General features: G+C 44.1%; 14 protein-coding genes and 3 tRNA genes. 15 read left to right on the top strand and 2 right to left on the bottom strand.

The features are described from left to right. Positions 1-59: 59 nt before the first annotated feature. From fabF to ACO08K_RS17440, 15 genes are all read left to right on the top strand, one after another. Positions 60-1,313 (top strand): beta-ketoacyl-ACP synthase II, encoded by a 1,254-nt coding sequence (gene fabF, locus ACO08K_RS17510; RefSeq protein WP_421797704.1) that lies wholly within the window; start codon positions 60-62, stop codon positions 1,311-1,313. Positions 1,314-1,628: 315 nt separating this feature from the next. Further along, positions 1,629-2,375 (top strand): ribonuclease III, encoded by a 747-nt coding sequence (gene rnc, locus ACO08K_RS17505; RefSeq protein WP_421797703.1) that lies wholly within the window; start codon positions 1,629-1,631, stop codon positions 2,373-2,375. Between the two features lie 67 nt (positions 2,376-2,442). Further along, positions 2,443-3,366 (top strand): hypothetical protein, encoded by a 924-nt coding sequence (locus tag ACO08K_RS17500; protein WP_421797702.1) that lies wholly within the window; start codon positions 2,443-2,445, stop codon positions 3,364-3,366. Positions 3,367-3,379: 13 nt separating this feature from the next. Continuing rightward, positions 3,380-4,219 carry a zinc-dependent peptidase gene (locus tag ACO08K_RS17495; RefSeq protein ID WP_421797701.1) on the top strand — a complete coding sequence of 280 codons (840 nt, stop codon included), beginning with the start codon at positions 3,380-3,382 and terminating at the stop codon, positions 4,217-4,219. A 221-nt stretch (positions 4,220-4,440) separates the two neighbouring features. Beyond that, positions 4,441-4,517: transfer RNA gene (locus ACO08K_RS17490), tRNA-Ile, on the top strand. Between the two features lie 28 nt (positions 4,518-4,545). After that, positions 4,546-4,617, top strand: a tRNA-Met gene (locus ACO08K_RS17485). A gap of 15 nt (positions 4,618-4,632) precedes the next feature. Beyond that, positions 4,633-4,704 (top strand) — tRNA-Gln (locus tag ACO08K_RS17480). Between the two features lie 303 nt (positions 4,705-5,007). After that, positions 5,008-7,530 carry a DEAD/DEAH box helicase gene (locus tag ACO08K_RS17475; protein WP_421797700.1) on the top strand — a complete coding sequence of 841 codons (2,523 nt, stop codon included), beginning with the start codon at positions 5,008-5,010 and terminating at the stop codon, positions 7,528-7,530. Between the two features lie 99 nt (positions 7,531-7,629). Continuing rightward, a complete protein-coding gene (locus tag ACO08K_RS17470; RefSeq protein WP_421797699.1) occupies positions 7,630-8,733 on the top strand; it encodes a hypothetical protein in 1,104 nt (367 codons plus the stop codon). A 43-nt stretch (positions 8,734-8,776) separates the two neighbouring features. After that, positions 8,777-12,445 (top strand): tetratricopeptide repeat protein, encoded by a 3,669-nt coding sequence (locus tag ACO08K_RS17465; RefSeq protein WP_421797698.1) that lies wholly within the window; start codon positions 8,777-8,779, stop codon positions 12,443-12,445. 3 nt (positions 12,446-12,448) lie between these two features. Next, a complete protein-coding gene (locus ACO08K_RS17460) occupies positions 12,449-13,222 on the top strand; it encodes a hypothetical protein (protein WP_421797697.1) in 774 nt (257 codons plus the stop codon). Positions 13,223-13,308: 86 nt separating this feature from the next. Beyond that, on the top strand, positions 13,309-14,799 hold the full coding sequence (locus ACO08K_RS17455) for a tetratricopeptide repeat protein (protein WP_421797696.1): 1,491 nt from the start codon (positions 13,309-13,311) through the stop codon (positions 14,797-14,799). A gap of 34 nt (positions 14,800-14,833) precedes the next feature. After that, on the top strand, positions 14,834-15,010 hold the full coding sequence (locus ACO08K_RS17450) for a hypothetical protein (RefSeq protein ID WP_421797695.1): 177 nt from the start codon (positions 14,834-14,836) through the stop codon (positions 15,008-15,010). A gap of 57 nt (positions 15,011-15,067) precedes the next feature. Beyond that, the gene (locus tag ACO08K_RS17445) at positions 15,068-17,221 is read left to right on the top strand and encodes a hypothetical protein (RefSeq protein WP_421797694.1); all 2,154 of its coding nucleotides are present in this window, start codon (positions 15,068-15,070) and stop codon (positions 17,219-17,221) included. Between the two features lie 81 nt (positions 17,222-17,302). Next, positions 17,303-17,533: a helix-turn-helix domain-containing protein gene (locus tag ACO08K_RS17440; protein ID WP_421797693.1), complete on the top strand. Its 231-nt coding sequence runs from the start codon at positions 17,303-17,305 to the stop codon at positions 17,531-17,533. A 353-nt stretch (positions 17,534-17,886) separates the two neighbouring features. On the opposite strand, the gene ACO08K_RS17435 is transcribed toward ACO08K_RS17440, so the two are convergent. Beyond that, positions 17,887-19,137 carry an OmpA family protein gene (locus ACO08K_RS17435; RefSeq protein WP_421797692.1) on the bottom strand — a complete coding sequence of 417 codons (1,251 nt, stop codon included), beginning with the start codon at positions 19,135-19,137 and terminating at the stop codon, positions 17,887-17,889. A gap of 125 nt (positions 19,138-19,262) precedes the next feature. Then, a complete protein-coding gene (locus ACO08K_RS17430; protein WP_373548201.1) occupies positions 19,263-19,724 on the bottom strand; it encodes an Lrp/AsnC family transcriptional regulator in 462 nt (153 codons plus the stop codon). Positions 19,725-19,834: the final 110 nt, after the last annotated feature.

Below are 19,834 nucleotides of genomic sequence, written 5' to 3'. Positions count from 1 at the left end.
TTTTTTAGCCTGTGGATTTTTTATAAGCATACTCTTGTTTCTGCTAATTAATACCGTATATGAGAAGAGTTGTTGTAACCGGCTTGGGCGCAGCTACCCCCATTGGCAATACCCTGCTGGCTTACCAGGAAGGTTTACAGAACGGAGTGAGTGGTGCCGATCGGATCACTTTATTTGATCCTACGGAGTTCAAAACTCATTTCGCCTGCGAAGTCAAAAACTTCAACCCAGAAGTTGCGATTGATAAAAAAGAGGTGCGTCGTCTTGACCGTTTTACCCAATTCGCCCTCGTTACCGCCGAAGAAGCCATGCAGGATTCTGGTTTGGCTGCCCAATTGGAGCAGTTGGATCGCGACCGTGTGGGAGTCATTTGGGGCTCGGGGATTGGTGGTTTGCGCTCGCTGGAAGAAGAAATTGAAACCTTTACTTCTGGCAATGGCATCCCACGCTACAATCCTTTCATGATTCCCAAGATGATTGCGGACATTGCAGCAGGGCACATTTCCATCAAGTACGGTTTTAGAGGCATCAACTATGCTACCGTATCGGCTTGTGCATCAGCTACCCACGCCATTATGAACGCCTTCGACTACATTCGTCTGGGCCGCAATGATGTGATCGTAACGGGTGGTTCAGAAGCTGCGGTAACCAAAGCAGGAATTGGTGGCTTTAACGCCATGAAAGCCTTGTCGACCCGCAACGACGACTACAAAACAGCTTCCCGCCCCTTCGACAAAGACCGCGATGGCTTTGTACTAGGTGAAGGTGGAGGTGCATTGATCCTTGAAGAATACGAGCACGCTAAAAAACGCGGTGCCAAAATATACGCCGAAATTGTAGGTGCAGGTGCAACTGCCGACGCCTATCACATTACTGCTCCTCACCCCGAGGGCTTGGGCGCACAAAACGTGATGCGCATGGCTCTGGCCGATGCCAAGATGAATGCCGACGAAATTGACTACGTCAACGTACACGGTACTTCTACACCACTGGGTGACATCGCCGAAACCAAGGCCATTCAGAGTGTATTTGGCGAACACGCCTACAAACTCAACATCAGCTCGACCAAATCCATGACTGGTCACTTGTTGGGCGCAGCCGGGGCCATTGAGGCCATTGCTGGAATTTTGGCACTCAACAGCCAATTCATTCCGCCAACAATCAATCACTTTACCGACGATCCGGAAATCGACAGCCGCTTGAACCTGACCTTTAACCAGGCCCAGGAACGCAAAGTGCGGGCGGTACTCAGCAATACATTTGGCTTTGGTGGCCATAATTCATCTTTGATTTTTAAGCAGTTCACAGAATAGGACTGTAATGGTTTTTTGGGTGAAAAGAATGAAAACTACTCAATGCCCCAGCGATATGCGCTCAAACTCAGCCATTTTTGCATGTACAAAATGGCTGAGTTTCGATTCCGTTTGAACAAAAAGTGAAAAATGAAAAACGAAAAGCGAAAAATTATTCACTTTTCGTTTTTCACTTTTCATTTTTCACTTTACAGTAGTTTGCTTCTTTTCCATTCACTATTTACAGGCCGTTTCTGTATTTATTCATAGTCATCACCCTGCAAAAAATGGATTTTTTTGCAGGGCGGCATTGTTTACACTCATAACTAAACGGCCTTGCGTCTTTTATTCAAATTTTATAACTATTACCTGTCTCCGGATAAAGAATTCGCCCGTAAACTCAAGCCATTGTTGGGTTACACGCCAGCGAATTTGGGTATTTTCAAGTTGGCCTTTTCGCACAAGTCGACCAGTAATTCGGGCGACAAAGCTTTTCCGATGCAAAACAACGAGCGCCTGGAATACCTCGGCGACGCAGTTTTGGGCACCATCGTGGCCGAATACCTCTTCAAAAAATACCCAGACAGCAACGAAGGTTTTCTCACCAAAATGCGCTCCAAACTGGTGAAGCGCAAATCCCTCAACCGGATTGGTGACAAAATGGAACTGGAGCTCCTGCTCGCGGAGTACAACACCACCCGCCTGAGCCGCTCTATGCTCGGCAACGCGGTGGAAGCACTGGTGGGTGCCGTTTACCTCGATCGGGGTTATGCACCAACCAAAACCTTCGTGATCAACCACATGCTGCGCAAGTACGTGAACATCCACGAACTGGAGCGCCTCGACGACAACTACAAGAGCCAACTCCTGGAATGGTGCCAAAAAAGTGGCAAAAGTGTAACCTACAAACTCCTGGCCCGTTATAAATTTGAAAAACGCGATCGCTTCAAAGTGGCCGTGATGATCAACAACAAACGGGTCGCCACCGCCGACGACTTCAACAAAAAAAGCGCCGAACAAATGGCTTCGGAAAAAGCCATGATCGCGTTGGGCATTTTGATTGAGGAAGAAGACGAAGATTGATCGATCCGCAGGGGCAACCCTATGTGGTTGCCCCTACGGATTGCCCAATACAATTATTCCGACACCCATGAAATCACCCCTGGATAAACGCATCGAAGCCATGTCCCTCGGAGCCAAAGAGCTCCAGCTTTGGGTATTGGACGCGATACGCCAGGGATTCGGGCACCTGCAAAGCCAGCCGCACTCCACCTGGGACAGCATCGCTGCCCGCATGACCGATGCCAAACTGGGGGCCATTTCCCGCCGCATTCGCCTCCTGCGCGAGCGCCGCAACGAGCCCCAATGGCCCGATTTGTTCTTCAACGAACTCGCTGATTTTTACCTCTTTGCTCAAGCTTTTGAAAAATTGGAAACTTTGCCCCCGGCGATGCAGGAGGAGCTTTTGCTGTACGGTGGGCGTACCATTCGGAAGGCTGACTTGCTGCAACAGACGCCAGTGCACGATCGCTGGCTGGTTTTGGGGCAGAATTTTGGGGTAGAGGAGGATTTGCGTTGGCGGCGCACCTGGTTTTGGGCCGAAAGGCTGCAAAAACCTGCCCTGGTCCTGGATTTTGCCTTTCGGGATGCGCCCTACGACCAGGAATGGATCATTGGGGCGGCTTTTGAAGCAGACTTGTATTTTTTCCCGGGCATCAATCCCTTGCGGGCGGTGGTTGGGGAGTTTGGCTTCTCCATTGAGCCTTTTGCGGCCTTGACTGGCTTCAGCAGCGTGGCCGATTTGGCCCAAAACTACGCGCAAGCCCTGAGCCAAAACCCTTTTTTATCCCTAAGCCCATTTATCCTGAGTGATTTTGGCGTTATCTTGCAGGAGCAGCGCTTTTACGCCATCGATCAGCAGCGCCATTACCTCCCACTGAGCAATCAGGAGGAAAAAAACTGGAAACTGCTGGCCCTGAGCGGCGGAGAACCGATTGCTTTTTTCGCAGAATGGGATGGGCAGGTGCTCAACCCACTCTCCTTGATTCAGTCAGCTGCGGTGACCAAGCTTTAAACCACATACCACTATGCCGTTTAGTCGAATGCTTTCTCTGCCTTTTTTTATCGCCATGGCCATCAGCTTTTACCTGGCCCTGATGGTGGACCCTGCATATGCAAGCTATGTGATACCCTGCGTGGTGGTTCTGGTCATTTTGTATATTTTTTCGCCCCAAATCGACTGGTATTGGTACAAACGCAATCCACCAACGCTGCCGGGTAAACTGGGGGCCTTTTTTGAGCAGCACAGCTTTTTTTACCAGCAGCTGCAAAGGGAAGAAGACCGGCAGTTGTTTCACCAGCGCGTAGCCCTATTTAAGATTGCCACTGATTTTAAAAGCCCGGATGCAGATACGGCGGTCAGTGAGGACTTAAAAGTAGCCGTGGCGGCTAGCGCAGTACCGCTGACTTTTCATTTACCGGACTATTTGTTGCCCAAGTTCGAAACGGTGGTGGTGTTTGCCCAGGCTTTTCATTCGCCGCAATATCCCCATTACATTCATGCCTCGGAGTTGTTTGAGGAAGATGGGGTTTTGTTGTTTTCGGCCCCACACCTGATGAAGGGCTTTATGAGCCCTCGGGAGTATTACGATGTGGTGCTGCACGAGTGGGCACGGGCTTTTGTGCTCAGTTTCCCGCAGCTGAATTGGCCAGCGGATGATCCTCAACGTTGGTTGGTGTTTCCGCAAATTAGTGGTTTTCCGGCCCAGGCGATTCAGCAATGGATCAATCGGCCCGATGTGGAGTTGTTGGCGGTTACGGTGGTGCATTATTTCCATTTTCCGCAGCAGTTTAAGGCGGTGCTGCCGGAGGTGTATGGGGAATTGGAGGGGATTTTTCGGTTGGAGGGGAAGCGGGGCCTTGCCTAAGGTGCCCCTTCAGTGCCTTTGGTTGCTTAGGTGGTGAAAAAAATATTTCCCTCCGGGAACTCTCCAGCAATCCTCATGGTTATTGGGGCATAACCTTTAAAAATGATGATTCTTCACAACATTCGCATACGAATTCAACGACAACGTTAATCGCCACTTCGCTCAGGCCCACGCCGCTGAAGTGAAGCAGTGGCGATCCATTTTCCAATCCATTACCATTTCTTGATGTAGCTCAATTGGTTAGAGCACTGACCTGATACGTCAGGGGCTGGAAGTTCAAGTCTTTCCATCAAGACCACTGGCTTGTTGCGCAACAAGCCCAACACTGCGCGGTAGTATAAGGGTTAGTACGTGGGACTCATGATCCTAAGTTAGGAGTTCGAATCTCCTCTGCGCTACTAGTTTGAGTTTTTTGACCAGTCGTCCAATGGTGAGGATACTTGAGTTTGAGTCAAGTGATGTAGGTTCGAATCCTGCCTGGTTAGCTGATTTGTGGGTTTGTGCGGATGTAAAAGGATGCGACGTAGTGTTTCCATTGGATTTTATTGCGGGGCTGGAAGAAGTTGGAGACGCTGAAGAAGTATTTGTTGGCTTCTGGGTTGGATGTGGCGATGGTGGCGGCGGAGTATGAGTTTTTTAGGTAGGGGTTGAATTTGAGATGAAAAGGTATTAATTTGCAAGATTGATTAATAGATCCATTCAGAATTACTTCCAAAATAGTAATACAAATCATCTTTGAGATTTGAATCACATGATGATTTGATCATCTAAACTTAAAAAATCAATAAATGATCAACTTTTCAAAACGAATGGGGAGTGGTAAAAACATAAAACCCACAAATCCAATAGAGTTATATGACACACTAGATCGAGAAAGCGATAAAGGGCCTTTAAGACCTTCACAACTTGAAATTCTAACAACCTGGTATACTTCACGAAAGAATGAAAAGGATTTAATAATTAAACTGCATACAGGACAAGGCAAAACACTTATTGGACTACTAATTTTACAATCAAGACTTAATGAGGATAAAGGGCCTGTTGTATTTGTTTGTCCTAATATCTATTTGGCTGATCAAACGAGAGAGCAAGCTAAACAATTTGGTATAAAAACTTGTGACTTTGATTCAAGCAATAACCTGCCTGATGAATTTTGGAATTCCACGGCAATTTTAATTACCCATGTCCAAAAAATGTTTAATGGGGCAACAAAATTCGGTTTAGGGAATCAAGCAGTAACAGTAAACACAATTATATTGGATGATTGCCATTCATGTATTGACACAATTGAAGAAGCTAGCTCAATTACTATACCTCGAACTTCTAATTTATATGATGCAATTATAAGTATATTTAAGGAATCCTTGGAAGCTCAAGGCTATGCTAAGTTACAGGAAATTATTGCTAAAGAGTCTAATGAAGTTATGTTTATACCGTATTGGACTTGGCAAGATAGATTCAAAGAAGTTGTTGAAGAAATAATAAAATATAAATCTGAGCATTACATTTTTTTTTCATGGCCATTAATAAAAGATACTATTTCAAATTGTACCTGTTATGTGTCTTCTAATTCAATAGAGATTAAGCCATATATGATCCCAATTGATATGTTTGGTACATTTCACCGGGCAGAACATAGGATTATGATGTCTGCTACTACGAATAATGATGCTTTTTTTATTAAAGGGCTTGGACTTGACCAGGAGGTTATTCTAAATCCGCTAATGTTCAAAAAAGAAAAATGGTCGGGTGAAAAAATGATATTGATACCTTATCAAATTGATGACCGACTTAATCGAACAGAAGTTGTAAACTGGTTGGCGTCTGAAAGGAAAAATCGTTCGGTCGGAATAGTTGCATTAACACCAAGCTTTAATGATGGAGCGTTTTGGGAAGATTGTGGAGCTGAATTAGCAAAGACTGAGACTGTAGGGGAAAAAATTTCTCAACTAAAATCTGGTAATTACGATAAGGTAATTGTATTCGCTAATAGATACGATGGTATTGATTTGCCTGATAATAGTTGTAGAATTCTTATAATTGACAATAAACCATACAGTCAAACACTATATGACAAATATCAAGAAGAAGTGAGATTAAATAGCCAAATCATTAGCATAAAAGTTGCTCAAAAAATTGAACAAGGCTTAGGTCGTGGAGTTAGAGGAGAAAAAGACTATTGTGTAATTATTCTTACTGGTGGAGAGCTGGTTAGCTTTATTAAAAACCCTAAATTTAAACGGTTCTTTTCTCCTCAAACTCAGCAACAGATAAATATTGGAATGGCGGTTACTAAATTCGCCATAGAAGATGCCGGCACTGAATTAAATTCTAAGAAAATAATCAATGAAGCAATAAATCAGCTTTTAAGGAGAGATGAAGGCTGGAAAGGTTACTATAAAGAACAGATGGATGCAATCAAATCAGTAGAAGGTAATGAATCAGCATTAGAAATCTTGCAATTAGAGAGAAAGGCTGAAGAGTATTATAGGCAGGAGGATTTTCCTAAAGCAAAAGACTGCCTTGAGCAGATTATTAATAAATATTTAGAAGATGAATCTGAAAAAGGATGGTACTATCAAGAGATGGCAAGATTAGTATACCCTATGTCTAAGCAGGATTCAAATAAACTTCAGGTTACTGCGCACAGGAAAAATAGGAGCTTGCTTAAACCTCAAAATGGTATGTTTTTTAAGAAATTAGAGGTTGATGACAGGAGAGTTGAGAAAATAATCGAATATGTCCAGCAATTTGATAATTACAGTGACCTTAAATCAGATATAGAAACTACATTAGGGCATTTGGATTTTCACCCTGATAGTAAACGATTCGAACTATCGTTAGAAAAGGTTGGACTAATTCTTGGTTTTGCCAGTGAAAGACCTGAAGAGTCATGGAAAGAAGGCCCAGATAATTTATGGTGTCTATCTTCGGGCAAGTATTTAGTAATTGAATGTAAAACAGGGACAAAAACAACTCGATCAGAGATCAATCAAAATGAAGCTGAACAATTGCTTAATAGCACAAGATGGTTTGAAGAAAAATATCTCAACTGTAATGGAGTACCAGTGATGATAATAAATACTATAATGTTAGCACGCGGAGCTTTTTTGCCCGCAAATGGTAAGATTCTTACCCAAGCTAAGTTGAGTGAATTTAAGTCAAGAATTCGAAATTTTTTTAATGAATTCTCAACCAGAAAATTTGATCAACTTTCCGGTACAGTTATTCAAGAATGGTTAAATACATACGACCTAAATGAAGCGAAAATTTTAAGTTTACTAAGTTCCCCGAAGTATCATAAATCATAAATAGTAACCTATTGCTTCTCGAAATTTGCAACCAAATGTTGCAAATTCGGGAAGCAATGTATTCTTTCCAATTATTAACACAACTAGAACGATTAAATTTTGAAAAAAATAGTTAAACATACTGTTCAACCAGAAGACTGGAAATATTGTGCCGTTGTCGATTTAGGGATAGCTGGCTCAATAGAAACGATACTGTCCTTTCAAAACCATGGTATTCGTATATTTCGCCCATCAGATTTAAAATTAAGTAATGGGCATATTATTGAGATATATTCTCCACGGGAGGTATACGAAAATTTGGAATCGGCATTTAACGGGTCAACCGAAATACTTCAAAGGTTTTTGAATAGAGTTAGTTTTATTACCTTTCAAGACCATAATAAGGTTAAACCAATTAGCATTACCAAATTCAAAGTTGAGATTGGTGAAGAGTTTGAAATGCTTTTGACGGTAGATCTGTCTCACGGAATTTCAAGACCTAACTTAGAGGCGAATGATTTTGATCAACTGTTGCAAGAATTTGATAATAATGAAATTAACCATGCACTTCATGAAATGAGACTAGCAATTAAGTCAGAATCGCTTCTGGAAAAGCTATTGCATTTTTATAATGTAATTGAACAATATGCTGATCTCAAAACAACTGAAAAAGCAACAAGGAAATGTCCAAATTGTGGGGAGGTATCAGAACTAGAACATAAGGCTACTGGAAATACAATGAGGGAGGTGTTTAGTAGTTTAGGATTTTCTAATAGAGATTTTAATGATGTCAGAAGACTAAGGTCAAAAATTGCACATGGTTCTTCAAGTAACCTGATTATTGAAGATGAAGAGCTGCATAAATGCTTATCTATAGTTGAAAAAGTAGCTGCGAATTCGCTTTCTGAGATTTCGGGAATTAAAATTTTTGCGGCAAAATTTCCAAGAGTAATCAAGCAAAGATGTATAATAAACGGGGTTAAACTTCAGAATAACACGGGCAATGAAAGCTACTGGAGAAAGATAGCAATAAAACTTAGAATACCATGGCTAATGAGAAGTACTTCAGGGCCTGCTTCTTATGATATACTGGAAATGAGAATAGGGTTCGAGGGTAAAATGATTGGACTAGATGATCAAGGAAAACATGACATGTCATGGAAACCATTTTTTGGTCCTATTGGAGGGAAACCAGAAATTTTTCCATATGCTTGGCCATATTGAATGTCCGATATTGTGATTAGAGAACGCCCAAAGATTCAAGACAATGCCAGACAACACCTATCATAAAAACATCGTCCACGGCTCCATCCACGCCAACGGCAACGTCCACATCGGCGACATCATCTACAACATCGCCCGTGATTTCAAATCCGGCAGCATCCTCTTTCTGCGCCTGGACAAAAAAGACGATACCCATTACACCGCCAACCTCTCCGTCAAAAGCAAACACGCCGACCAGGGCAACCTGGCCACCTCCGGCGAAAAGTGGTGTGAAAACATCGAGATTGACATCCCCCCTTCCCTATTTGAAGGATTCGAGAATTTTCAAACATTGAGGCGACACATTAGTGCAACAATGCGTATTGACTCAGGGAATCTTCCCGATGGCAATATTGTGGCAGCTGCAGAACACCATTTCAGTGACCTTCTTTACGATACTTTCTTCAAAGGCCAAATTGGGACCGCCTGTACCGCCTTCATCCAACAACTCGAAGAACAACGCATTGACGAACTGCTCCTGGCCATTTCTACCGACGACGAAACCCTGGTCAATCTGCCCTTTGAAATGGCCTTGCCCCTACTATTTCCACCCACACTGGGCGAAGCCAAAAAGAGCCTCGCCATCAGCAATTTTGGCCTGGTGCGCACCAAAATCACCTCACTCGAAGCCTTCAACCTGCAAGGCGATCATGCCACTGCTGCCCCGCTGAAAATGCTCTTCATCACCGCCTTACCCGAAAACCTGGACGAACGAGGCAAAATGTTACAAATTGAAGAGGAACAAACCCGCCTCATCCGCGCCATCGGTGCCCTGGAAGCCACGGGCGACAAACAGCCCAAAATCGTCATCGAGTTTTTAGAAAATGCCTCCCTAGTTGAACTGGACAAAGCCCTGCGCGCCCGCCAGCACGACATCGTACACATCAGCGGCCACGGAGCCTACCACGCAGCACAAAACAAAGGGGTCTTGTATTTTGAAAATGAAGATGGTGATGAAGAACAGGTCAGCGGGGCCGCCCTGGGCGAAACCCTGCGCAAACATGCGTGTGTCAAAGTCCTGATCCTGAGCGCCTGCGAAACGGCCATTTCAGGCAGCGAAGGTGGGGTAACCGAACAAGTGGCCGCCTATGGGCTACCGAGCATCGTAGCGATGCGTTTTGCGGTGACCGATGAAGGGGCCAAGGTCTTCACTACCGAATTGTACACCCAATTGGCCAAGGGCCTCTCGCTCACGCGCGCCCTGGCCTACGCCCGCGAGGCCCTACTCCAGGACATCACCCAACGCCGCGAACAAGCCCCGCAGCTGCTCCACATTGCCGAATGGTTCACTCCCGTGGTGTATCAAAACCAGGCAGTCGGTGCTTTGATCGACAAAGCACTGCCTTACGATGCCGCCTTACTCAAGAACTTCTACCCCCTCAGCAGTTTTCTCAAAACCCGCCAATCCCGCCTGATTGGTGAAGGCTTCATTGGCCGCAAACGCTACTTGATCCAACTGCGCCAAGCCTTTCGGGCGGGGCGGCACGTGTGTTTGTATGGCCTGGGCGGCTTGGGTAAAACCACCCTGGCCGAGGCCTTTGCCCACAATTACGACAACCACAGCTATACCACCCTGATTTTTAGAAAGGACCACCAAATCAATGAAGCGCATATTCTCCAGACGCTCAATAAACGTTTTGCCAAAATCAACCCCGAGCTGGCCGAACAAATCCAGCAAACTATCGATGACCCGCAAACCGAGCTACTGGACAAACTCCAATTGCTGATCGACAACTACCTCCAGGGGCGCAAAACCATCCTCATCTTTGACAATGCCGAAGATGTACAAACCGACGAGGGCGGAGCCTATCAGCGCAGCATCGGCAGCGAATCTTTGAGCGCTTTTTTAAAGCATTTGTGCGCCAATACCCCACCCCATTGCCATATCCTCTTCACTACCCGCTACAAAATAGAAGACCTGGCAGATGTGCTCGAACACCTGGCTTTGGATAAATTGGGCTACGCCGAGCAATACCGCTTGCTCAACTACTCGGAAATACTCCGAGTTATTCCATTGGAAGAGCGCGAGGAGGTGTACAAACGCCTCGATGGGCACCCTCGTGGTTATGAGTACCTGGAGGCTTTGTTAAAAAAGGATAAATCCTTCCATTGGCAAAAAGTAAGCCAGGTCGAAGCCGAGGTGTTTGAAAACCTCTTATTGGCCAAGGTATACGAACGTTTGACGGAACGGGAAAAAGGGATTTTCCAAATCGTGGCTGTTTTTATAACCCGCACCCCCCTGGCGGCACTAGCGGCGGTGAGTGGCGAGGCCGAAGTGGATTTAATCCCCGTTTTGCAGGCCTTACAAGATTGGTCTTTGTGTTTTGTGGAAAAGGATGGACGTTTTGAAGTGCATCGTTTGACCATGGAGTGGATGGCGAAGGAGATGATTGAACCGGCAAAAGTAAAGGAATGGGCATTGTTGGCTGGAGAGTTTTTCAAAGCGCAACCAACTTGGGATGATGAAATTTTAGCTAAAAACTATTTTGAGCTGGCTGAAGCTTGGCCACAGTTTGCCAGTACTTCGTTCAACCTACAAGACCATTATCAACTCATTGGGCTATATTCTCAGGCTTTTGAACTCAATCAAGCAGTTTTAACAAAAAAAGTAGAAGAAAAGCATATTTCAATTGCACTTTTCAACATGGGTGCAATTTTCAAGTTATTTGGTCAAAATGATCAGGCCTTAGAATTGTATGAACAAAGTCTAACTATTGATAAAAAAATCGGCGACCGTCAAGGCGAGGGCGCGACTTTGAATAATATCAGCCAAATCTATTATGCCAAAGGCGACTACGACACCGCCTTGCGCTATTTGGAACAAAGTCTGGCCATAAGGCAGCAAATCGGCGACCGTCAAGGCGAGGGCGCGACTTTGAATAATATCAGCCAAATCTATGATGCCAAAGGCGACTACGACACCGCCTTGCGCTATTTGGAACAAAGTCTGGCCATTCAGCAGCAAATCGGCGACCGTCAAGGCGAGGGCGCGACTTTGAATAATTTAGCGACAACTGCCCATGCCAAAGGCGACTACGACACCGCCTTGCGCTATTTGGAACAAAGTCTGGCCATTCAGCAGCAAATTGGCAACCGTCAAGGCGAGGGCGCGACTTTGAATAATATCAGCCAAATCTATGATGCCAAAGGCGACTACGACACCGCCTTGCGCTATTTGGAACAAAGTCTGGCCATTCAGCAGCAAATTGGCAACCGTAAAGGCGAGGGCGCGACTTTGAATAATATCAGCCAAATCTATGATGCCAAAGGCGACTACGACACCGCCTTGCGCTATTTGGAACAAAGTCTGGCCATAAAGCAGCAAATCGGCGACCGTAAAGGCGAGAGTGTTACCCTTAACAATATTAGCTCAATCCTTTACGCAAGAGGAAGAGTAGAAGAAGCAATGGCATTTTCATATCGAGATTTACAAATATGCCAAGAAATCGGGGATATCAATGGAATGGCCACAACTATGACCAATATGGGTGCAAGGTTTTTTGAACAAGAAGGCTATGAGGACGCAATACCACTTATGGTGCAAGCATATGGCATTTTTCAAAAAATAGGCTCACCAAATGTAAAAGCAACAGAGAGTTATTTGGCAGCCATCATCGAACGCATCGGTGAAGCCAAATTCCAAGAAATTTTATCACAACTCAATCAAGAATAACCTATGCCACTTTTAGAAACCGCCCTCGACTACATCTTCTCCATCATCACCGAAAACGAAGCCGTCAAAAAATTCCCCAAAGACTTCGTAACCGCCTCCACCCAATGGATCCGCTCCTGGTTTTTAATCGACGACCCCAAAACCGCCGCCAAACTAGCCGAGCCTACACGCAGCGACGAAAGTAAAAAGACTCTCATTGAAGGAAAATTGGAAGACTTGCTGGAGAATGCGGATTTTGTAAAAGAACTGGAGGAGCATTTGGCCGCTTTTGAACAGCACAAAAGCCGCCTCAAAAACGTAGTCACCAATGCAAATATTGATGCCCAGGGCAATGTCCACATCGGCGACAAAGGCCATTCATCCGGCGATAATTACGATCAAAAGAACGTCATCCAGGGTGGCACCATCAAAGCGGGCGGCGATTTTCGATTAGGAGATGATGTGGTAAGTGGCAATGAAAACGTACAGATTGTACACAACTACTTCGGCGGCGGCAAAGGGAAAGGGCCCCTCCCCTCCTCCCCCGAAGAGAATTTAAAAGCAGAACTAAAAAACCTGTTGCGCAAAGAAAAAACCGAGGAAGTGATTGAACGTTTGTTGGACCTCAGCGAAGGCAAGGATGAAGAATTGAACAACAAGGTCATGCTGCTCTCTGCTCGTTTTACCCGCATCAACAACCAGGAGCACAAGAACGTCATCAACAATGCCGAAGCGGGTATTGAGCGGAATAAAATCAATGAGGCTTTGGTCCGTTTGATTGATGAGTTGGGGAAATAAAAAAGACCTGGAAATTCCAAGCCCGCTGTCAAATAGCTTGAACATACCTGTATATTTGGAAGTAGATAAGATTCAACATAGTAGAGATGAGTGAAACATCCAAAAATATCAACCACGGAGAAATAAATGCAGGTGGCGCTGTAATTATAGGGGATAACAATGAAGTCAAAATCCAGCACATCCTCGGCAACCTACAAGACTACCAAAACCTGGAGCAAGAAATAGAAGAGGCCCGCGAAGTTTTTAATGCCATAGGCCTGGATAAACAGGAAGTCAGGCTGAAACTTTCTGGCACCCTCGAAGCAAAAAAGGAAAAGCTCGAAAACATCAAAAAAGCCATAGTGCAGGCTTTTGAATACATCAATAAACTTACCATCAGCACCGACCGATTGGACCAGGCAAAAGCCTTATTCCTGGAAGGGGATATTCCTGGGGCACTGGGAATCCTCAAAGACGAAGCCATTCAAGCGGATTATCAAGCCCTACAAACTGCCAAAAAAAGCGAAGAAGAGCGACACAGTCGCAGAATGGAGGAAATTGCCCAAAAGACCAAAGGCATTGCGGAGGAATGGAAAATGAAGGCGGTTTTGATGGCAACAAGGTATGAGGATGGGGAGTGGTTTGAGAAGACGAAAGGGTATTACGAAAAGGCGTTGGAGGTGGATAGGGGTGTGAAGCATATTTTTGCTTATGCATTTTTTTTGCATAAACACAATCAATACACAGAAGCTACGCCTTTATATCGTGAAGCCCTGCAAATCTATCGAACCTTAGCCCAAAGTAACCCGGAAGTATTCCTGCAGTATGTGGCTGGAACCCTGAACAATTTGGGGCTTTTACACCGTGCTAAAAATGAGTTAGAGCTAGCCCAAGGTGAATATGAAGAAGCCCTGCAAATCTATCGGACCTTAGCCAAAAGCAACCCAGAAGCTTTCCTGAAGTATATGGCTCAGACCCTGAACAATTTGGCTATCGTACACAGTGCTAAAAATGAGTTAGAGCTAGCCCAAGGTGAATATGAAGAAGCCCTGCAAATCTATCGGATCTTAACTAAAAACACACCTGATGCCTTCCTGCCGGATGTCGCTGGAACCCTGAACAATTTGGCACTTTTACACCATGCTAAAAATGAGTTAGAGCTAGCCCAAGGTGAATATGAAGAATCCCTGCAAATCAGAAGGACCTTAGCCAAAAAACCTGATGCCTTCCTGCCAGATGTGGCTCAGACCCTGAACAATTTGGCTAATTTGCACAGTGATAAAAATGAGTTAGAGCTAGCCCAAGGTGAATATGAAGAAGCCCTGCAAATCAGAAGGGCCTTAGCCAAAAGTAATCCTAATGCCTTCCTGCCAGATGTGGCGCATACAGCATCCAATATGGCATTATTTTATCAGGATAATCAACCTGATCGGGAACGGTCGCTGGAGTTGGTGAAGGAGGCATTGCGGGCGGCTATGCCTTTTGGGGGGTATTTGAAGTTTGCACAGGATAGTATTGAAAGTGCTAAGTTAGTTATTGAAGAATGGGGACTAGATGTGGAGGCGTTTTTAAAAGAACTGGAAAAAGAAAACAAATAACAAAATACTCTTAAATTACTCAAAAAACATAAAAATGGAACCCATCACCACCACCGCCATGATTGGCACCATTGTCGGCTATCTGGCCAAAACGATCAAAGACAACAAGTCGGTACAGGATTTTTTTAAGGATTTTACTATAGCATCAGTGCAATTGCTGTGGCATTTGTTCATCAAAAGCGTAAATGAGTATGAGAATATCATTGCATAATTAAGCAGCTCTCGATGACCAAATCTTGTCCATTAAGGTTAAACACGCACCGCTGATATGGATAATTCCAATGCCCTATTTGAAGTTTTGAGCTTCTCTGAGGATAACCTCGCAAAGGCATTTTCGAACGAGCATACCTCCATTGAGTACATCAAAGGAGGTAAATACCATTTCAATTTCCTGTTTGATTATTTAAAATATCGGAACAGGCCCAGTTATAAAGTGAAAACCATTCTCATTGAGCACAAGTACATTAGCCAAACTTACCTAAGTGATTTGCCTACTGAATTTATTTTCAGCTCACAGGATCAATCCAAGCTTTGTAAACGCGTCCATTTTTTTTCCAGGTCATTTATCACTGTTGAAGAACTCCTCGCTGATCCAGAAAATGCTAATACGAAAAAGCTTTGGGATAGTTATAAAGGTTTTGCCACAGTAAAACCACTACCCAAATCCAGATTGGGCCCGGTTATTTTGTCGCCTTATCCCTCTAGCGGTAGTGCTGATCGAAAGTTTACGGCAATTCGCCCCTATAATATAAATCTTTTGGGGCGAAGTATCCATCTCAATTCATTAGCATTTATGGAGCAGGATGGTATTCTACATGGCTGTGCAACGGTGGCTCTTTGGAGTGCCATTCATAGGTTGCACAGTATGTTTAATGTGGGTATGCTCCACCCTATGGCCATCAATACCCTTGCCAAATACACTACCCGCAGCCAACTGGGGGCCATAACGGGAGTTGAAATGAATTTGCATCAGATTTGTGGGGTGATCGAGCAAATGGGGTTAAAGGCAGAGTTGCGAACCATGATTGGCAGCCTGGAACACAATGTAAATCACGATGAGAAGGAAGAAATTGGATACAAAACCTTCGTTTGTAAATTTATTTATTCCTATCTTAAAATGGGACTTCCCATATTGCTTGGCTTGGAGTTTGAAGACGGAGGTAAACATTTGATCACACTTATTGGATACAAAGCCATAAATGATCAAAAAGCTAATTTTACTAAGCATAATGATTGGCCCATTGCTTATGCCGATCAAATTCAGACCTTATATGCACACGACGACCTTGTAGGGCCTTTTTCAAAGCTTACCCTGATGGAAAATGGAAGCAAAGTAAAAGTCATCCCCTTAAAAGACCCAACTGGTAAAATTGCTAGGAGTGAAAGCAATGTGCATAGTATCATTGTGCCTTTGCCAAAAGAGATTCGCCTAACGTTCGAAGACATTTACCAACAAACCCTTTATTTTGAATCTCTTTTTTACGAGCTTATCGAAACAGATCAGAACTTCGTTTGGGATATTTATCTTCTCCCGTCAAGCGAGTACCGCAGAGATATAGTTAAAACTGAAAATACCTATAGCCAGGCCCAAAAGACCGAATTGTTGACAAGATTTCTGCCTCCATACTTGTGGGTTGCTAGAGCCAATGTTACTGGCTATCCTGAAATGGAATTTATTTTTGATGCTACTGCCGCCTATCCTTACAACGATTTTTGCATCGATGTAATGTTTTTTGATGAAGTATTGGAGAGATTAATCAAAATGGCGCTCACTATTCCAGAGCAATACGAAATAGATACATATTCCTTGATCTACAACGTCTACAAATTCATTGATGGTAATTTTAATTCCGCTTATGTTTGGTCTATAATAAAAAATAAATTGATTGGCAAAACTAAATTTGAAGGAAATGAACCCAAAGAAGATGAAGTTCGCAAAGATGAAGTAGAAAAACCCCAAGAATCCTCCTCTGACATCAATATTCCTTTTGAAGAAAATCAAATTACGGATGTTGAAGAGCACCCTATACTTGAAAAACTAAAGGAAAATTGGGTGGAAATGATCTCAAAAGATGAAGTTCGCAAAGATGAAGTAGAAAAACCCCAAGAATCCTCCTCTGACATCAATATTCCTTTTGAAGAAAATCAAATTAGGGATGTTGAAGAGCACCCTACACTTGAAAAACTAAAGGAAAATTGGGTGGAAATGATATCGAAAGCGGATCTTGATACCCCCCTCAATGAAATCAAAGTTTACTGTAAGAAATCTATAGAATCAAGAACCCGCGAAATCGTTCTATTACAATTTAGACGCAATTCTCTCAGAGAACGCGATATAATTGGAACCTTAACTTTCAAATCCTATTTAACTGAAAACAATAGAATTGCAGCAGCCTTAGTCGATTTCATAAAATCTTTGTAAAATATCTTGGCAATGTAGATCTAATTTATAACAAAAATTTTACGTGTGAAGTAATTTTAGGACCAGACAGACGAAACTCAATTGGGCGAGCTAATTTTATTTCACCGCAAACGGGCTGGTTTATCCCGCGAAGCTTTCGCCTTATTGGCTGGAGTGGGCAAAACTGTGGTGTACGACCTGGAGCATGGCAAGGAGACCATTCGTATGGATACCTTGCTTAAGATACTACAGGTCCTCAACATCAAAATGCAATTCAATAGTCCATTAATGGAAGAATACAAGCAGAAGCAAAGCAAGTATCTTGATTCATGATCCGCTAGCCTAAACGCTCCTCCTCTAAATCACTCTCCAAACTGCTCCCGAATCATCCCGAATTTTTCAGAAAACATAAAGCAATATTTTTTTAGCACAAAAAACACAAAGGCAGCACAAAGGACACAGAGGTGAGACGTTGACGAGGCTTTACATCCAAAATAAAAAAAAGTTCAGGCGTATTGCTTTGTCAAAATCGCGTCTTTGTGTCCTTTGTGCTGCCATTGAGTTCTTTGTGCTCATTTTTTCATGGTGATACTTGTAAATTCGGGATGACGAACTGCTACAATCCGGGACCCTGGGAATTTTGACCCGCCCAGCAGTACAACTTTCCCCCAAATTCACCCCTCACCTCACTTCCCCAAAACACTCAATTGCACCCGACGATTCAACCTCTTATTCGCCTCCGAATCATTCGGCACCAGGGGCTTCTCTTCGCCAAAACCCACTACAACGAGTTGCGTACTACTTATCCCTTTCGACAAGAGAAAAGCGCTCACCGCTTGAGCTCTTTTCAGGGAGAGCTCCTGATTGAATTTACTTTCCCCATTGCTACAGGTGTAGCCCGCTAGTTCAACAACGGTATCCGGGAATGCCTTCAATTGTGTTGCCAACGCTTCCAATGCGCTTTGGCTTTCGGGGATGATGACGGAGGAGCCCAATGCAAAGGTCACCTTAGTAATGTTCAGTTCCGACAGCACTTTGGGCGTTGGAGCTACCAGCACGGGTACAGGCTCAGGTTTTGGAGCAGGTGTTTGAACCGGTTCTGGGGCTTTAGCGGTTTTGTCTTCTACTTCCTGCTCTGGTTCTTTGGCCACCGTAAGCTCTTTAACCGCAACGTCGTTTTTATCCCATTTTTTCTTTTCATCATCTGAAATCGTAATGGGAGCCGCATTGGCCTTTTCATCCAGCAGCACTTCCACATCGTCGATGTAGGCAAAGTAGTGGTTGTACACCCGCGACTCTACTTTTGTGTCCGCATCCGAAAAGAAGTTACCGATGACAAAATGTTGATAAGGTTTTACGGCAACGAATTTGCCTTCCACCTGTTCCCATCGGCCTTTTTTGTACTTGCACACCTCTTTTTGGAACGCAACGGGAGTCAGGGCCAGAATTTCCCCTCTTTTGGTGGTGCTGATCGGTTTTTCCAAAAAGGCAATCCCGATGTTGTTGGCGCCTTCACAGTGGTAATGCACCCAAAAAGAAAAGGTATAGGTTTTGCCGACAGTCAAGGGTACATTTAGGGCACCTTGAATGTACTCCCGCGTAGGGTAGTCTCCACCACCATAAACATTGATTCCAGCCACATTTTTTCCGTTGTGGGCCATAAACGGCCAGTTGCCGCCATTGGGGTCGTAAACTTCCTGGCCACTGGTCGTGTACAACAAAGAACCTCCGCTAGTGGGGTCACTCCAATGCTGAGCCCGATTGATGACGTTGCGCAAGTTTAAGGCGAGGCCGTCATTTGAAGTTTCAAAGCTAGGATTCTGGACAAGATTCGCCGAAAGATTTTCGGTTTGAGCAAATAAGTGGAAAGAAACAATAGAAAGAATTAAGCTCAACCAAGTGATCTTGGCCAAAGCTTTAACAGGATTTGGTTTCATGATAATAGCTGTGTTTAGTTGTTAAATGTATTTTGTGAATATAAATATATGAAATTTTTTCTTGTGTTTGTGTAAAAAAATACCTTCTAATTGGAATACAAAAAAAACGACTGTTTAGTTCCCGGTCATATCGGCACATTCCTTTTAAACGCACTCCCAAAATCCACCAGCGACTCCGTTTTAATCACCCCCTTAATGTGGTCTATCTTTTCATACAACAACTTCCGCATGTGCTCGCTGCTCCTGGCTACAATCCGAATGTACAAAGCGTAACTCCCGGTGATGTAATAACACTCCGTCACCTCCGGAATTTTTTTCAGTTCCTCGATGATTTGTTGCGAATCTGAGTCATCCCGCAGCACCAATCCCGTGAAGGCACTCCACTCGAAGCCCAGTTTTTTTTCATCCAAAATGATGCTCACCTGCTTCAGCACCCCCAGGTCTTTGAGGCGGGCTACCCGTTGGTGTACCATGGTGTTGGAGATACCCAGGTCCTGGGCAATTTGGGCGTAGGCCCGGCGGCCATCCTGCTCAAGGGCTTTGAGGATTTGGCGGTCGTGCTCATCGAGGTAGGGTAACTCGTGCATAGGGAGGTTGTTTTAGTTAAGAAACACAGAGCGACACAATTTTTTAGCACAAAGAACACAAAGGAAAGCACAAAGGGCACAAAGGTGAGACTTTGACAAAGTGATTCCCC

It is taken from the genome of Haliscomenobacter sp. (assembly GCF_965225875.1).
Taxonomy (GTDB): domain Bacteria; phylum Bacteroidota; class Bacteroidia; order Chitinophagales; family Saprospiraceae; genus Haliscomenobacter.
The sequence above is the reverse complement of the archived record's forward strand: the minus strand, read 5'-3'. Positions and strand labels throughout refer to the sequence as shown.

What these genes read in the sequence shown, in the direction of transcription:
- fabF (WP_421797704.1), top strand. Translation starts at nt 60, where the DNA reads ATGAGAAGAGTTGTTGTAACCGGCTTGGGCGCAGCTACCCCCATTGGC.
- ACO08K_RS17445 (WP_421797694.1), top strand. Translation starts at nt 15,068, where the DNA reads ATGGATAATTCCAATGCCCTATTTGAAGTTTTGAGCTTCTCTGAGGAT.
- ACO08K_RS17450 (WP_421797695.1), top strand. Translation starts at nt 14,834, where the DNA reads ATGGAACCCATCACCACCACCGCCATGATTGGCACCATTGTCGGCTAT.
- ACO08K_RS17495 (WP_421797701.1), top strand. Translation starts at nt 3,380, where the DNA reads ATGCCGTTTAGTCGAATGCTTTCTCTGCCTTTTTTTATCGCCATGGCC.
- ACO08K_RS17475 (WP_421797700.1), top strand. Translation starts at nt 5,008, where the DNA reads ATGATCAACTTTTCAAAACGAATGGGGAGTGGTAAAAACATAAAACCC.
- ACO08K_RS17460 (WP_421797697.1), top strand. Translation starts at nt 12,449, where the DNA reads ATGCCACTTTTAGAAACCGCCCTCGACTACATCTTCTCCATCATCACC.
- ACO08K_RS17465 (WP_421797698.1), top strand. Translation starts at nt 8,777, where the DNA reads ATGCCAGACAACACCTATCATAAAAACATCGTCCACGGCTCCATCCAC.
- ACO08K_RS17430 (WP_373548201.1), bottom strand. Translation starts at nt 19,724, where the DNA reads ATGCACGAGTTACCCTACCTCGATGAGCACGACCGCCAAATCCTCAAA.
- ACO08K_RS17500 (WP_421797702.1), top strand. Translation starts at nt 2,443, where the DNA reads ATGAAATCACCCCTGGATAAACGCATCGAAGCCATGTCCCTCGGAGCC.
- ACO08K_RS17455 (WP_421797696.1), top strand. Translation starts at nt 13,309, where the DNA reads ATGAGTGAAACATCCAAAAATATCAACCACGGAGAAATAAATGCAGGT.
- ACO08K_RS17435 (WP_421797692.1), bottom strand. Translation starts at nt 19,137, where the DNA reads ATGAAACCAAATCCTGTTAAAGCTTTGGCCAAGATCACTTGGTTGAGC.